This is a genomic window from Mycobacterium parmense (genome assembly GCF_010730575.1).
GTDB classification, from domain to species: domain Bacteria; phylum Actinomycetota; class Actinomycetes; order Mycobacteriales; family Mycobacteriaceae; genus Mycobacterium; species Mycobacterium parmense.
In genome coordinates, this window is sequence record NZ_AP022614.1 from 3,653,051 (window position 1) to 3,668,123 (window position 15,073).

At 70.8% G+C, this 15,073-nt stretch carries 12 protein-coding genes; 4 read left to right on the plus strand and 8 right to left on the minus strand.

What is annotated here, in order from left to right:
• Positions 1-8 precede the first annotated feature (8 nt).
• From G6N48_RS16930 to clpB, 6 genes are all read right to left on the minus strand, one after another.
• Positions 9-653 (minus strand): TrmH family RNA methyltransferase, encoded by a 645-nt coding sequence (locus G6N48_RS16930; protein ID WP_085271684.1) that lies wholly within the window; start codon positions 651-653, stop codon positions 9-11.
• The gene (locus G6N48_RS16935) at positions 650-1,528 is read right to left on the minus strand and encodes a hypothetical protein (RefSeq protein ID WP_085271683.1); all 879 of its coding nucleotides are present in this window, start codon (positions 1,526-1,528) and stop codon (positions 650-652) included. Before G6N48_RS16935 ends, G6N48_RS16930 begins: the two co-directional genes overlap by 4 nt.
• A 40-nt stretch (positions 1,529-1,568) precedes the next feature.
• On the minus strand, positions 1,569-2,111 hold the full coding sequence (pyrE, locus tag G6N48_RS16940; RefSeq protein ID WP_085271682.1) for an orotate phosphoribosyltransferase: 543 nt from the start codon (positions 2,109-2,111) through the stop codon (positions 1,569-1,571).
• The gene (locus G6N48_RS16945; RefSeq protein WP_085271681.1) at positions 2,098-2,871 is read right to left on the minus strand and encodes an SDR family NAD(P)-dependent oxidoreductase; all 774 of its coding nucleotides are present in this window, start codon (positions 2,869-2,871) and stop codon (positions 2,098-2,100) included. Before G6N48_RS16945 ends, pyrE begins: the two co-directional genes overlap by 14 nt.
• Complete coding sequence (gene ttfA, locus G6N48_RS16950) at positions 2,871-3,749, minus strand: trehalose monomycolate transport factor TtfA (protein ID WP_085271680.1); 879 nt, start codon at positions 3,747-3,749, stop codon at positions 2,871-2,873. The genes G6N48_RS16945 and ttfA overlap by 1 nt, the downstream gene beginning before the upstream one ends.
• Positions 3,750-3,816: 67 nt before the next feature.
• The gene (gene clpB / locus G6N48_RS16955) at positions 3,817-6,369 is read right to left on the minus strand and encodes an ATP-dependent chaperone ClpB (protein ID WP_232066643.1); all 2,553 of its coding nucleotides are present in this window, start codon (positions 6,367-6,369) and stop codon (positions 3,817-3,819) included.
• A gap of 110 nt (positions 6,370-6,479) precedes the next feature.
• Here clpB and G6N48_RS28965 point away from each other — a divergent pair, with 110 nt between their 5' ends.
• From G6N48_RS28965 to G6N48_RS16975, 4 genes are all read left to right on the plus strand, one after another.
• Positions 6,480-7,442, plus strand: coding sequence for a DUF3060 domain-containing protein (locus G6N48_RS28965; RefSeq protein WP_232066644.1), 963 nt, complete (start codon positions 6,480-6,482; stop codon positions 7,440-7,442).
• 29 nt (positions 7,443-7,471) lie between these two features.
• Entirely contained in the window at positions 7,472-8,638 is a 1,167-nt protein-coding gene (locus tag G6N48_RS16965) for an FAD-binding oxidoreductase (RefSeq protein WP_085271678.1), read from the plus strand.
• 13 nt (positions 8,639-8,651) lie between these two features.
• Positions 8,652-9,542, plus strand: a complete 891-nt coding sequence (locus G6N48_RS16970) for an aldose 1-epimerase (protein WP_085271677.1) — start codon at positions 8,652-8,654, stop codon at positions 9,540-9,542.
• Positions 9,543-9,624: 82 nt separating this feature from the next.
• Positions 9,625-12,816, plus strand: a complete 3,192-nt coding sequence (locus G6N48_RS16975) for an ATP-binding protein (RefSeq protein WP_085271676.1) — start codon at positions 9,625-9,627, stop codon at positions 12,814-12,816.
• On the opposite strand, the gene G6N48_RS16980 is transcribed toward G6N48_RS16975, so the two are convergent.
• Complete coding sequence (locus G6N48_RS16980) at positions 12,788-13,645, minus strand: DUF5995 family protein (RefSeq protein ID WP_085271675.1); 858 nt, start codon at positions 13,643-13,645, stop codon at positions 12,788-12,790. The genes G6N48_RS16975 and G6N48_RS16980 overlap by 29 nt on opposite strands.
• A 1-nt stretch (position 13,646) precedes the next feature.
• On the minus strand, positions 13,647-15,041 hold the full coding sequence (locus tag G6N48_RS16985; protein WP_085271674.1) for a cytochrome P450: 1,395 nt from the start codon (positions 15,039-15,041) through the stop codon (positions 13,647-13,649).
• Positions 15,042-15,073 lie beyond the last annotated feature (32 nt).

A 15,073-nucleotide genomic window follows, 5' to 3' on the forward strand; every position in this document is an offset into this window, starting at 1 on the left:
CGACGCGTTCACCATGCCTGGGAGAGGTCCGCGTGCCGGCGGATCCAGGCGTGCATCGCGATCCCGGCGGCAACGCCTGCGTTGATGCTGCGCGTCGACCCGAACTGGGCGATCGAGACCGTCAGCGCCGCGCCCGTGCGGATGTCGTCGGTGATGCCGGGGCCCTCCTGGCCGAACACCAGTAGACACTCCCGTGGCAGCGCGGTGTCCTCGAGGCGCGCCGCGCCCGGGACGTTGTCCACCGCCACCACCGTGACTCCCGCGCCCGCCGCGAAGTCCAGCAGTTCGGCGGTGCTGTCGTGATGGCACAGCCGCTGATAGCGGTCGGTCACCATTGCGCCGCGGCGATTCCAGCGTCGCCGCCCGACGATGTGCACGGTGTTTACCGCGAAGGCGTTCGCCGTGCGCACCACCGAGCCGATGTTCGCGTCGTTGCCGAAGTTCTCGATCGCCACGTGCAGGGGGTGACGGCGCAGGTCGATGTCGGCGATGATCGCCTCCCGGGTCCAATACCGGTAGGCGTCGACGACATTGCGAGAGTCGCCGTCGCGCAACAGGATCGGATCGTAACGGGAGTCTTGGGGGGGCGACCCGGGCCAGGGCCCGACGCCGCCGGCCGGTGCGCCCCATTCGGTGGGCCCGGCCTCGGTCACCGCTGCGTCCAGACGCCGGCGTGGGTGCCGTCGACGGCCACCGTGGCGTACAGCAGCGCCTCGTTGATCTCGCCCTGGGTGCACAACGAAGCGTCGACGTGCACGGAGTCCTGCGACGCGTCGGGCAGGATCAGCACCGACGACCCGTATACGGCGCAGGCGGGGTTCAGTCCGGGGCCGGGCAGCGAGGGCGAGGACAGCAGCATCAGCGGGCCGCCGCGCGTGGCGGAGTCGTCGCGATAGCGGGCCGCGACGCCGTCGGCCTCGAGCCCGAGCAGCATGTAGCCGTTGCCGGTGAAGGCGGCCGGGTCGCCCAACTGCGCCTTGGTGACCGGGGTGCCGTCGGCGCGCCACGCCGAGAGATTGACGGTCTTGACCACCAGACCGGTGTCGTTGGCGTTGGTCGGCATCAGGCCCACCGGGAACGCCACCGGGTAGGCCGACGAGCTGTTCGCGATCCGGTCGCGCGGCGAGTAGCCGTAGACGCCGCGCACCTGGCTCCGATCCTTCAGCGGCCCAAGGCAAACCGTGCCGGTGAGCCGGCCGGGCGGCGCCGACAGCGGCGAGATGACGCCGCGCACAGCGGCCCGCGCCCCGTCGCAGCTGCCCAGCGCGGTCGACTCCATCGGGTGAGCGAGCGCACCGTACAGCCCGAACCGGATGTCCTCGGGCTTGGCGTGGGATGCGTTGGGATCCTTGGGTGAAGCGTCGACGTCGACCAGCACGTAATCGCCGCTCCAGCGCAGGTTCGACACTGACATGTTCCAACCCAGCAGCGCCAGCGTCTCCCCGAGCCGGGCGCCCTGTGCGCCGTAGGGGGCGGCGGGACGGCCGGAGCCCGAGCAGGCCGTCAGGCACGCCGCGATGGCGGCCACGCAGGCATAGCGACTGAGGCATCCGGGACCCGCCGGCAACCTAGCCCAGCCCCAGATCGGCGAGGCCCAGGACACTGCGGTAGGGCAGCCCCTCGGCTTCGATCGCCTCGGCGGCACCCGTGGCACGGTCCACCACGGTCGCCACGCCGACGACCCGGCCGCCCGCGGCCTGGACGGCGTGCACGGCCGTCAGCGCGGAGTTGCCCGTGGTGCTGGTGTCCTCGACCACCAGCGCACGCTTGCCCGCGACCTCCGATCCCTCGATAAGTCGTTGCAGGCCATGCTCTTTCGCAGACTTTCGCACCACGAACGCGTCGATCGGCCGGCCCGGCGCGTGCATGATGGCCGTCGCCACAGGGTCGGCACCCAGGGTGAGCCCGCCGACCACCGCGAAGTCCCAGTCGCTGGTGAGGTCGCGCATCAGCGCGCCGATCAAGGCCGAGGCGCGGTGGTGCAGCGTGGCGCGGCGCAGGTCGACGTAGTAGTCGGCCTCCTTGCCCGACGACAGTGTGACCCGCCCGTGCACCACAGAGAGCCGCCGCACCAGATCGGCCAGCTCCACCCGCAACTCAGGTGCGCCCACGGCCGCCGCCGATTCGTTTGGTCGCGGCCCGGGCGAGGCCCCGCGGCAGCAGCCGCCCGGCGGTGACGATCGCCTTGTACTGCGGACCCGGAATGCTGATGACCTTGCCGCGGGCGACGTCGGCCAGGCTTCGACTCACGACGTCGTCGACCGCCAGCCACATGAACGACGGAAGCTTGGCCATGTCGATCCCGGCCCGGGCGTGAAACTCGGTGCGCACGTATCCCGGGCACACCGCGTGCACGCCGACGCCAGTGCCCTGCAGGGAAACGGCCAGGCCCTCACTGAAAGCGATGACCCAGGCCTTGGACGCCGAATACGTCGACCCCCGCCCGGGCACCAGCCCGGCGACGCTGGCGATGTTGATGACGGTGCCGACACCGGCATCGAGCATGGCCGGCAAGGCGGCGCGGGTCAGATGCATGACGGCGGTGACGTTGACGTCGAGCTGAGCCTGCAGCACAGCGGGATCCGTGGCCCAGAATTCACCGGACGTGCCGAAGCCGGCGTTGTTCACCAGCACGCGCACGCCCGCAGCGAGGCGCTCCTCCACCTTGCGGCGGCCGGCGGGATCGCCCAGATCCGCGGGCAGGACCTCCACGCCGCCGGCCCGGCCCCGCAGCTCGTCCGACAGTTCGGTCAACCGGTCGACGTCGCGGGCGACGAGCACCACGTCGTAGCCGTCGCGGGCAAAGCGCCGCGCGTATCCGGCGCCGATCCCCGACGTGGGCCCCGTGATGAGGGCTACGGGACGGGGCATCAGTGCTGGTAGTTGGTGGCCTCATGGCCGTTGCGCCCGGCCGGCGGCGGGCGACGACCCGCGTCCGGGCGACCCTCGGGCCGGCCCTGGTCGCGGCGCATCGGCTCGGGGGCGCGTCGGGGGGCCTGCGTGGCCGAACCCAGCAGCCCGGTCACGTCCTGCTGCCCGCGCGTCGGCGGCAGTTCCGCGCGGCCGGCGGGGGCCAGCGGGCGGCTGGGGGACGCGCTGCGCAACCCGGACGGGGCTCCCGCCTCCGTGGGGGTCTCCTGGGGCAGCGGCGGCAGGACCCGCAGCAGGTCGTTGAACTGGCGGACAGTGCGCAGCCCCTCGTCCCACTGGGCGCGGGTGCTGGTCACCGGCATGGCGACCAGCGTCCAGTTCTGCTCGTTCCACATGATCTCGGCGCAGTCGGGCGCGGTGTGGGCGAACGTGACCATGCGGCGGTCGCAGGCGCGCCGCGCCGCGTCCAGGTTGGTGGAGTACACCATCCGCGGCCCGATCGCACCCAGCAGCCAAATGTCGTTTTCCCGCGGCTCTTTGAGCCCCTTGAGCCGCAGGTCGACGACGACGTTGGTGCCCACCTTGCGGTGCAACGCGATCACCGTGGCGACTTCCTCGAGGTCGAAGATGTACACCGCCTCGCCCCGGATCTGACCCAGCACCACGTTCTGGGCGGCCACGTTGCCGACCGTCGACATCACGCCGCGCTTCCAGCGCTGGACGATCTCGGTCGATTCACGCTCGTAGTCGAACCCGTGCGACCGCGCCCAGGACTTGCGGCGCCTGCTGCGGCCGCGGCGTCGATCCAGGTCGACGTACAGCAACACCCCCGCGCCGACGAAGCACAGCGCGGAAAGCGTGAACCAGAGGGGGACCATCCCAAACAGGGTATCCGCTCGGGCGCCGGATTACAGAAGCCGACGAGGTTACAACCCAGTCACAGCGCTATCCCAGGATCAGCGAGTCACCGTCGGGGCTGACGTTCACCGGCACGGTGTCCCCGTCGTGCACGTCGCCGGCCAGCAGCATCTTCGCGAGCTGGTCGCCGATGGCCTGCTGCAGCAGACGCCGCAACGGCCGGGCGCCGTAAACCGGGTCGAACCCGCGGTGCGCCAGCCACTGCTTGGCCGGCAGCGACACCTCCAGCGTCAGCCGACGCTGGGCCAGCCGCTTCTGCAGCTGCGCCAACTGGATGTCGACGATGGCCACCAGCTCGCCGGGCTCCAGGCCGTGGAAGACGATCACGTCGTCGAGCCGGTTGATGAACTCCGGCTTGAACGCCGAGCGCACCGCGGCCATCACCTGCTCCTCGGTGCCGCCCGACCCCAGGTTGGACGTCAGGATCAGGATCGTGTTGCGGAAGTCCACCGTGCGGCCCTGCCCGTCGGTGAGCCGGCCCTCGTCGAGCACCTGCAACAGGACGTCGAACACGTCCGGGTGAGCCTTCTCGATCTCGTCGAACAGGATCACCGTGTACGGCCGCCGCCGCACCGCCTCGGTCAGCTGACCGCCCTGGTCGTAGCCGATGTAGCCCGGAGGGGCGCCGACCAGCCGGGCGACGGAGTGCTTCTCGCCGTACTCGCTCATGTCGATGCGCACCATCGCGCGCTCGTCGTCGAACAGGAATTCCGCGAGCGCCTTGGCCAGCTCGGTCTTACCGACACCGGTCGGGCCCAGGAACATGAACGACCCCGTCGGCCGGTTGGGGTCGGCGACGCCGGCCCGCGACCGCCGCACGGCGTCCGAAACCGCCTGGACGGCCCTCTTCTGGCCGATGACGCGTTTGCCCAGCTCTTCTTCCATGCGCAGCAGCTTGGCGGTCTCGCCCTCGAGCATCCGCCCGGCGGGAATGCCGGTCCACGCCGAGACCACCTCGGCGATGTCGTCGGGTCCGACCTCCTCCTTGAGCATCACGTTCTCGCGGGCCTCGGCCTGCGGCAGGGCGGCGTCGAGTTTCTTCTCGACTTCGGGGATACGGCCGTAGCGCAGCTCGGCGGCCTTGGCCAGGTCGCCGTCGCGCTCGGCGCGCTCGGACTCCCCGCGCAGCGTCTCCAGCTGCTCCTTGAGCTCGCGGACCACGTCGATCGCGCTTTTCTCGTTCTGCCAGCGGGTGGTCAGCTCGGCCAGCTTCTCCTTCTGGTCGGCCAGCTCGGAGCGCAACTTGGCCAGCCGCTCCTTGGAGGCCTCGTCCTCCTCCTTGGCCAGCGCCATCTCCTCGATCTCGAGTCGGCGGACCAGCCGCTCGACCTCGTCGATCTCGACCGGCCGCGAGTCGATCTCCATCTTCAGCCGGCTGGCAGCCTCGTCGACCAGGTCGATGGCCTTGTCGGGCAGGAAGCGCGCGGTGATGTAGCGGTCGGACAACGTGGCCGCGGCCACCAGGGCCGAGTCGGTGATGCGCACACCGTGGTGCACCTCGTAGCGGTCCTTCAGGCCGCGCAGGATGCCGACGGTGTCCTCCACCGACGGCTCGCCGACCAGCACCTGCTGGAACCGGCGCTCCAGGGCCGCGTCCTTCTCGATGTACTTGCGGTACTCGTCGAGTGTGGTGGCGCCGACCAGGCGCAGCTCGCCGCGGGCCAGCATCGGCTTGATCATGTTGCCGGCATCCATCGCACCCTCGCCGGTTGCGCCGGCGCCGACGATCGTGTGCAGCTCGTCGATGAACGTGATGATCTGCCCGGCGGAGTTCTTGATGTCGTCGAGCACGGCCTTGAGCCGCTCCTCGAACTCGCCGCGGTACTTGGCGCCGGCCACCATCGACCCGAGGTCCAGGCTGATGACGGTCTTGTCGCGCAGGCTCTCCGGGACGTCGCCGGCGACGATGCGCTGGGCCAGGCCCTCCACGATCGCGGTCTTGCCGACGCCGGGCTCGCCGATCAGCACCGGGTTGTTCTTGGTGCGGCGGCTCAGCACCTGCACGACGCGGCGGATCTCGTTGTCGCGGCCGATGACCGGGTCGAGCTTGCCCTCGCGGGCGCGCGCCGTCAGGTCGGTGGAGTACTTCTCCAGCGCCTGGTAGGTGGCCTCGGGGTCGGGGCTGGTGACGCGGGCGCTGCCGCGCACCTTGGCGAACGCCTCGCGCAGCGCCTGTGGGGAGGCGCCGTGTCCGTTCAGCAGTTTGGCGACGTCCGAGTCACCCGTCGCCAGGCCCACCATCAAGTGCTCGGTGGAGACGTATTCGTCGTCCATCTCGGTGGCCAGCTGCTGGGCGGCGGTGACCGCCGCCAGCGATTCGCGCGAGAGCTGCGGTTGCGAGCTGGCCCCGCTGGCCTGCGGCAGCCGGTCCACCAGCCGCCCGGTTTCGGTGCGGATGGTTGCGGGCTCTACGCCGACCGCCTCGAGCAGCGGAGCGGCGATCCCGTCCGCCTGCGTCAACAGCGCCATCAGCAGGTGAGCCGGTCTGATCTCCGGGTTACCTGCGGCCGACGCAGCCTGCAAGGCCGAGGTCAGAGCCGCTTGCGTCTTGGTTGTCGGGTTGAATGAGTCGCTAGCCAACCGAGACACCTCCATTCGGGTACTAGGTGAAAATGCTTGTCCCGTTGTCCAACGCCGTCAAGGTTGAGTCTGTTCCGCTCAAGTCTAACTTCTGTGGAACCATTTCCGCGATGGGACCGCCGCCTGATTGCGACCGGCGGCTCGCGTCGCCGCCGCGCAGGGTCCCCAAAAGCTTCGTGCTGGCCGAGCTGCTGCCGCTGCGCCGGCGCTACCTGTGGACGTTGTTCGCGGTCGCGATCGCGCCGGCCGCGTTGTGGATTCGGCTGCCCGCCGCGTTCGCCGCGACCGCCGTCCTCACCCTGGCGGGGATCTACGTCGTGCAGTTGCGCGGCGCACGGACCCGGATCGGCCTGCTGCGACGGGGCCGGGTGGCAACGGTCACCGGTGCCGAAACGCTGGCGCGCGCACGCTGCGTCACCGCCAGCGCGCGGTACAACGTCCGTCTCCCGCTGGCCCACGGGTGGACCGTCACCCGGCAGCGGTGGACCGGGCCGAGCATCCAGACGGCGGTCCACTACCGGCTCGACGGCCGGTCCGGCGAACTCGTGGTGCGCGGTCGCGAATACGTCGACGGCGTGATCCTGGCGGATCAGGGCGATCCGGCCCGGGCTCGCTGCGTGACCTCGTTCGCCTACGACCTGGACCGCGACGAGCACGGCGACTGGGTGGGCCGGCTGCGGCCGCGGCTGCGCGCCGCAATGGCCTGCTGGCTGTTCGTCGTGATCGGCTGGCTGGCGCTGGCAGGCCTCGCGGCGACGAAATCGGGCACCGAGTTCGCCGGCAGCAGCCCGTCCGCGTCCGTGCCGAGGGCCGGCACGCTGCAGGTCAGCGGGTCGGGCACCACCAAGAACATTCCCTGCAACGACGGCTACGTCTCGGTGAGCGGCAAGCAGAACACCGTCACCGTCACCGGCCACTGCACCAGCGTGAGCGTCTCCGGCAACGGCAACCGCGTCGCCGTCGACAGCACCGACGCCCTCAGCACGTCGGGAGCCGGCAACGTCGTGACCTACCACTGGGGTTCGCCGAGGATCGTCAACACCGGCAGGACGAACAGCGTGCGGCAAGGCTGATCCCGGCCGCGCGCCTAGAATCGGGCCCCGTGAGCCTCGAGGACGCCGAAGCGTTGCGGGTGTTGCGCGACGCCTTCGAGCCCGGCGCTTCGGGCGCCGGGCTCGTCCACCGGTTCTACGCCCACTGGTTCGCCCTCGACCCCTCGGTTCGCGACCTGTTCCCGCCCGAAATGGCCGGCCAGCGAAGCGCCTTCGCCCACGCGATGCACTGGGTCTACGGCGAACTCGTCGCGCGGCGCGCGAGCGAGCCGGTCGCCTTTCTCGCCCAGCTGGGTCGCGATCACCGCAAATACGGCGTGCTGCCCGGGCATTACTCCACGTTGGGGCGCGCGCTGCTCGCGACGCTGCGATCCCACATCGGCACAGCGTGGACCCCCGCCATCGACGACGCGGCCCGCCAGTCGCTGAACCTGATCACCGGGGTGATGAGCGGCGCCGCCGACGCCGAGGAGGGACCCGCCTGGTGGGACGGCACAGTCGTCGAGCACATGCGGGTCTCGCGCGACCTGGCGGTGGTCCGCCTGCAGCTCGACCGCCCGATGGACTACCACCCGGGCCAATACGTCAACGTGCAGATTCCCCAGTGCCCCCGCCGCTGGCGCTACCTGTCCCCCGCCATCCCCGCGGACCCCGGGGGCGGCATCGAATTCCACGTCCGCCTGGTCCCCGGCGGCCTGGTCAGCACGGCCGTCGTCGGCGAGACCCGGCCCGGCGACCGGTGGCGTCTGTCCAGCCCGCACGGCGGCCTGCACGTCGACCGCGACGGCGGGGACGTGCTGATGGTCGCCGGCAGCACCGGCCTGGCGCCGCTGCGGGCCCTGATCATGGACCTGAGCCGGTACGCGGTCAATCCGCGGGTCCACTTGTTCTTCGGCGCCCGCTACTGCTGCGAGCTCTACGACCTGCCCACGCTGTGGCAGGTGGCGGCGCACAACCCGTGGCTGTCGGTCTCACCGGTCTCCGAGTACAACAGCGACCCGCCCTGGGCCGCCGACTATCCCGACGTGTCGCCGCCCCGCGGCCTGCACGTCCGCCAGACCGGCCGGCTGCCCGGCGTGGTGACCAAGTACGGCGGCTGGGGCGATCGCCAGATCCTGATCAGCGGCAGCCCGGCCATGGTCCGCGCAACCAAGGCGGCGCTGATCGCCAAAGGCGCTTCCCCGCAGCGCATTTCGCACGACCCGTTGTCGAGATAATCGGAGGAGAACAATGCGCGTCGTCACGCTGCGCGACCCGTCGTCGTCGGTCACCGCGGATTTCGTCCCCGAGGCCGGCATGATCGGCACCTCGTTGCGCGACGGCGGCGTCGAGCTGCTCGGGCAGCGGCGCGGCCTGCAGGCCTATCTCGACGCGGGCAAGACGATGGGCATCCCGATCCTGTACCCCTGGGCGAACCGGCTGGGTTCCACCACCTACACCGCTCAGGACACCGAGGTCACGCTGACGCCCGGCGAGAACGGGGTGCGAGCCGACCCGAACGGCCTGCCGATCCACGGCACGCTGGCCGCCTATCCGGGCTGGCGCGTGACGGCCGAGGCGGCTAACGAGCTGACCGCCGAGGTCGATTTCGGCGCCGACCCGCGGCTGCTGGCAGCCTTTCCCTTCCCGCACGTGCTGACGATGGCGGTGCGCCTGGCCGACCGGGCGCTGACGGTGCGCACCACGATCACCGCCACCGCCGCCGTGGCGGTCCCGCTGTGTTTCGGCTACCACCCGTACCTGCACATACCCGGGGTGGGCCGCGGCGAATGGGTCATCGAGACGCCGCCGCTGCGACACCTCGGCCTCGACGCGCGCGGGCTGCCCACCGGTGCGTCCGAACCGCAATCCGCATTACGAGAAGCGCTGGGCGACAACGCTTTCGACGACGCCTACGATCAGGTTCCGGATGGCGCCGTGTTCGCGGTGTCCGGGGGCGGGCGGCGCTTGGAAGTGCACTTCCAGCACGGCTACCCGGCGGCTCAGATCTTCGCGCCGCCCGCCGAGGACCTGGTGTGCTTCGAGCCGATGACCGCACCCACCGACGCGCTGCGCCGCGGCGGTTACCGGTGCGCGAACCCCGGCGAGCCGGCGGTCACCCAGTTCGCCATCTTCGTATAGTTTTCGCCAACGTTATTCCGCGCGTGATGTAACCGCGGCCGCCGACCGGTACCCTGACTGCCACCCCGGGCAGGAGGAGCAGGTGAGCCCTGGCGAGATCGGTGCATCGATCGACGAATTGCTGGACCGCGCAGTGCGGGCCAGCAACGATGGCGATCGCGCCACCGCGGCCGCGTTGGCGGGGCAGGTACTGGCCGTCGACCACGGCAACCCGGAAGCCGAGGACCTGCTCACCCCGCCAGCTCACTACGGTGAAATCCGCCGCCTCACAATCATGTTCGCCGACCTCGTCGACTCCACCGCGTTGTCCACCCGGCTGGAACCGGAGACATATCACGCCCTGGTCGGCCGCTACCGCGACGACGTGCACCGGATCGTCGACCGCTACGAGGGCCACATCACCTCGGTCAAGGGCGACGGGCTGCTGGCGGTGTTCGGCCACCCCCGGGCGCACGAGAACGACGTGCGTCGCGCCGTCGCGGCGGGCCTCGACATCACCCGCGCCGTGGCCCAGCTCAGCGAGCAGGCGCAGCGCACGATCGGCGTCGCCATCAGCGTCCGGGTCGGCGTCCACCGCGGGCTGGTCTACCTCGACGTCGACCAGGACGACGTCTACGGCTTCGCCGCCAACCTGGCCGCTCGCCTGTGCTCGGTGGCCGGGCCGGACACGGTGGCCGTGTCCGATGCGGTAGCCCCGTTGGTCGGTGACGTGTTCGAGCTCGACACCCTTGCGCCCGTGGCGGTCAAGGGCATCGACACTCCGGTCGGCCCACACCGGGTGCTCGGCGAACGGCCGGATGCACCGCCGCTGGACTCGCCGCCGCTGATCGGTCGTGGCCGTGAACGCGACTGGTTGCGGCGCAGCTGGGAGCGGGCGCGCGCGGGCACGTTGGACACCGCGGGCATCGTCTTTTGCGGCGAGCCGGGAATCGGCAAGACCCGCCTGGCCACCGAGGCGGCGGAGATGGTCGAGGGCTCGGGCGCGACCGTGATCGAGCTCAGGGGTTCGCCGCTGCACACCGACACCGGCCTGCATCCGGTGCGCAGGCTGGTGGAGCGGCGATGCGGCATCACCCGGCTCACCGACGACGCCGAACGGTTACGGCTGCTCGAGGCGGAGTTAAATTCGTGCGCAATGGATCCGGAGAGCTCCGTCCCCTTGCTGGCGCCGGTGCTGGGCATCGGCCCCGAGCACGGGTACCGCCCGGCCGCGGTGGAGGGCCGCACGCTGTACGAAATGATCGGCGAGGCGGTGCGGCGATACGTCTTGGCGTGCCTGCGCGACCGGCCGGGCCTGGTGGTCGCCGAGGACGCGCACTGGTTCGACCCGTCGACCATGGAACTGATCAACGCGCTGCTCGCGACCGCGGACGGGCATCTGATGGTGGTGGTGACCGGACGTGACGGCGAATGGTCGACGGCCGGTTGGCCGTCAACGGTTTTCGAGCTGGCGCCGCTCAGCGACGAGCAGTCCGACGCGTTGATCGATGCCCTTGACCCAACCGTGTCGCAGGCCCGGCGTGCCGCCGTGCGCGAGCGCTGCGACGGGGTGCCCTTCTACATCGAACGCGTGGTGGCCGGTTTGGGGGCGGCGGGCCACGACGCAACGGTTCCCGATGCGCTCTACGAGCCCCTGCTCGCCCAATTACGCTCCCACAGCGGTGTGGTGCCGGTGGTCGAGGCGGCCGCCGTCATCGGGCGCGCCGGCGACCTGCCCCTCCTGCGTACCGTGGCGCGAAGCAACGGAATAGACGTCGACGATGTCGTCACCGAACTCGTCGGAGCTAATGTGCTGCAGCGCAGCGGGGACGTCGGCTGGAGATTTCGCCACGAACTGCTCCGGGAGGTGGCCGCCGAACTCGCCCCGCCATCCCTGAAGCGCGAGCTGCATTCGCGTACCGCCCGCGCGCTGGTGGAGGGGTCCAGCGTCGCCGAGCCGGACTGGCGTTTGATCGCAACGCATTTCGAGCGGGCGCAGCAGCACGATGAAGCCGCCGACGCCTATCGCAAGGCCTCGGTGGCCGCGCGCCGGCGCGGCGCCCTGCATGAGGCGCTGGCCTATCTGACGACGGCACTCGGCCAGCTCGCGGCCTGCCCCGACGGGCCCGCGCGCGACCGCAAGGAGATCGCCATCCGGCTCGAGCGCGGCTTCCTGGCGGGCACCACGCGGGGAACCATGAGCGGCGAGGGACCCGCCGACTTCCAACGGTGCCTGGAACTGGCGAGCACCGGCGACCACCAGGACGGGTTGTTCACCACCCTGACGGCGATGGTCAGCTACTACCTGCCGCGGGCCGAGCTGCGCCGGGCGCACGAACTGCTCGACTCCCTGTCCACGCGGATCACCGCGAAGCGGCCGTGGAGTGGCCCGGTGCTGGCGTCCACGCTGGGCTCGGTCGTGTGGCTGGAAGGCGATTTCCCCACCGCGCGGCGGCATCTGCTGCGCGCCCTGGCGGATCGCTCCGCCGCCGACCCGCGGGTGCTCGAGACCGCCTGGTGGGTTGCCGTCGACCCGATCTCGTCGGCGCACTTCTTCCTGGCGCTCACGCACACGGTGTGCGGCGATCTCGACCGCGCCGAAGCGCATTTGGCCGAATCGGCGCGGCGCTGCGATGCCCTGACCTTCCCACAGAACGTCCACAACCGGGCGCACACGCTGTTCGCGCAGATCTGGGTCAAGCTGGAGAGCGACCGGCCGGCCGACGCCGCGGCCCTGGTCGCCGAGCTTCGCAGGCAAAGCGAAGAGTCGGGCCTCGACTTGTGGCGATTGGTCGGCGCCACCCAGCACGCCACGGTCAAGGCGCTGGCCGCGCTCGACGCGGACGCTGACGCCGCCACGCTGACGCTGTGCGCCGAGAAGTTGGCGCGTCTGGTGGACGGATCGCGCCTGCTGCACCTCAACAGCTATCTGACCTTTCACGACGCGGTCATCGGCCGGCTGCTCGTCGCCGCGGGCGAGCCGGAGGAGGCGCGCGAACGGTTGGAGGCGGCGCTGCGGCATGCCGACGAGACTGGCATGCACTTCCACGACGCCGAGCTGATGCGGGCGCGTGCTCACACTTTCGCCGGGCGGGTGCAACGACGCGACGCGCTGCTCGCCGCGCTCGAGTTCGCGCGCCGTCAAAATGCGACGCTCTTTGAGTTGCGTTGCCTGCTAGATTTTTTCGAGCTCGATGCCGGCGGGGACCGCCTTGATCTCGCCGACGCCCTCCGCCGCTTCACCGGTGACGATCGCTGGCCGGAAGTCACGCGGGCCCGGCAGATCCTTTCGTGACGTCCGGCTTCTCGGGACGGCGCGAGATGTCCTCGAGCGCAAGGATGTTGGCGGCGACGTCGTCGCTCTCGTGCTTGGCGGCCGCCCGGACGAACCTGGGCAACGGTGTCCACTTGCCGGACGGCTGCAGATACTCCGAGCTCAGCGCCGCCGTGCACGCCTCCTGGTGCACCGCCCTCTCGCGCGCACGCCGGGGGTTCAGCACCGTGTAGGCGGCGAAATGCCATGCCTCGCTGCGCAGTTCGGTGAGCGCCCGCTGCAGGAGACCGACCTCGTCCGGCAGCAGCCAGCGGGTCCAGCGAAGCCCGGGCGAAAGCCGCTCGACTTCTGCGAGCATGCCGGGTATCTGCGCGCACAGCAGGACGTTGACGCGGTGGTAGTCCTCCTTGAGCAGGCTCAGCCCGTCACCCGCGACCGCGACCAGGGCAAGACCGAGGTCGAACCTGATGTGCGCGTTGAGCCCGGTCATCATGTGCTGGACGATGATCGCCTGATCGTCGTGGTCGCCGACGAACGCTACCTCCCAGGGCAGCGTCAGGTCCCGGCGCCCGTCGGGGTGGAAGAACGCGTTTACCGCGTCGAAGTAGCGACGGGCGAACTCGACGTCGAGTCGCTCGATGCGGTCGCCGTGGCGGAATGTGCCGTGTTCGACCGCCTCGCGGATGGCGAGCGTGACACGCCTGTAAAGGACGGCGAAGTAGCCGATGTGGCTTTCGGCCCCGATGGCCCACTCGATGACGCGGTCGATGTTGCACAGCACGTCGCCGATGGTGTCCGGCCGGTCGAGCCACGCCGGTTGCAGCGGGGGTTGGACGGTGACGGCAGCCATTTCAACCGATCCCTTCCTCTCGGTCCACCCGTCCGCCGACCCGGGCCTGGATGGGCGCGGCGGCGATCATCGTCAATGGGGTGCTGGTGGGGAAATCGTCTCTCAGAGAATGGATTCGGGCCCGGCGCACGATCGTCGCCAGCGCCAGCGTCGCCTCGAGCATCGCGAAGTGGTCGCCGATGCAGGCCCGCGGGCCGCCGCCGAACGGCAGGTACTGCCAGCGACTGCGGCCCTTCGAGCGCTCGGCGCTGAACCGGTCCGGGTCAAATCGCAGTGGGTTGTCCCACAGGGCGGGGTCGCGGTGCATCGCCCAGATCGCGACCACGGCGAAGGTGCCCGCCGGTAGGCGGTGGCCGTCGACCTCGATGTCGGCGAGTACCGACCGCCCGATCGCCGGAGCGGGCGGGCAGAGCCGCAGCGCCTCGTGCAGTACCTGCGCGGTGTAACGCAGCCGCGGCACGTCCTCATGGGTGAGGCGTCGGTCACCGAGCGTGGCGGCTTCCGCGGCGACGCGTTGCTGCAGCGCGGGCCGGCGGCCCAGGGCCCATAGCGCGTAGGCCAGCGTGGTCGACGTGGTGTCGTGGCCGGCGAGGAGGAACAGCACCAGTTCGTTCAAGATCGCCCGGTCCGACAGCGGCCGGCCGGTCTTCGGGTCGACGGTCTGCATCAGGGCACGCACCAACGGCGCGTCGCGCGTCGGGTCGGACCGGCACTCGCTCAGCACGTCGGCGGCCAGCCCGAACAGGGCGGCGGTGGCCGCGCGGGCCTTCCGCTGCCCGGCGGTGGGCAGCCAGCGGGGCGGGTTGACGGGGCGCAGCGCGCGGTCGGCCGCCCACTTCATGCCGTCACGTAACGCGTTGCCCACCAGGTGCGTTCGGTCGGTTAGGTCGATTCCGAGGATCGAACGGCCCAGCGCCCGCAACGTCAGCGCGCGGCACTCGGCGTCCAGGTCGACCGTGTCACCGGCGGCCCACCGGTCGGCGATCTGTTCGGCGACCCCGGCCATGTGCCCGGCGAAGCGCGGTACGTGCTGTTTGGTGAAGAGCGGCTGCAGCGCGCGCCGGCGCGGCAGCCACTCGCCATGCGCCACCACGAGCAGGTTGTCGCCCGCCAGCCGGCGGACCTCCGCCGCGACCGGCGTCGCCGCGCGCTCGGCGTAAGCATCCTTGCGCGCCAGCACGTCGTGGGCACCCTGCGGGGAGGAAACGATCACCACCGGCGGCATGATCCAGCTGGGCCCCAGCACGTTTCGGGTCACCGGGCCGCCCGCGTTCCGCATGAGCTCCAGGCCGCTGTCGAAGCGGCGGGTCGCCGTCAGCCGCCGCCAGTACGGCAGGGGGTTTCGCGGCGCGAGCGGCAGCGTGGCGACGTCCAGGGGTGTCAGTGTTGCCGGCATGTCCCTCAGGGTGGGCCGGCACGGAAGTGCGG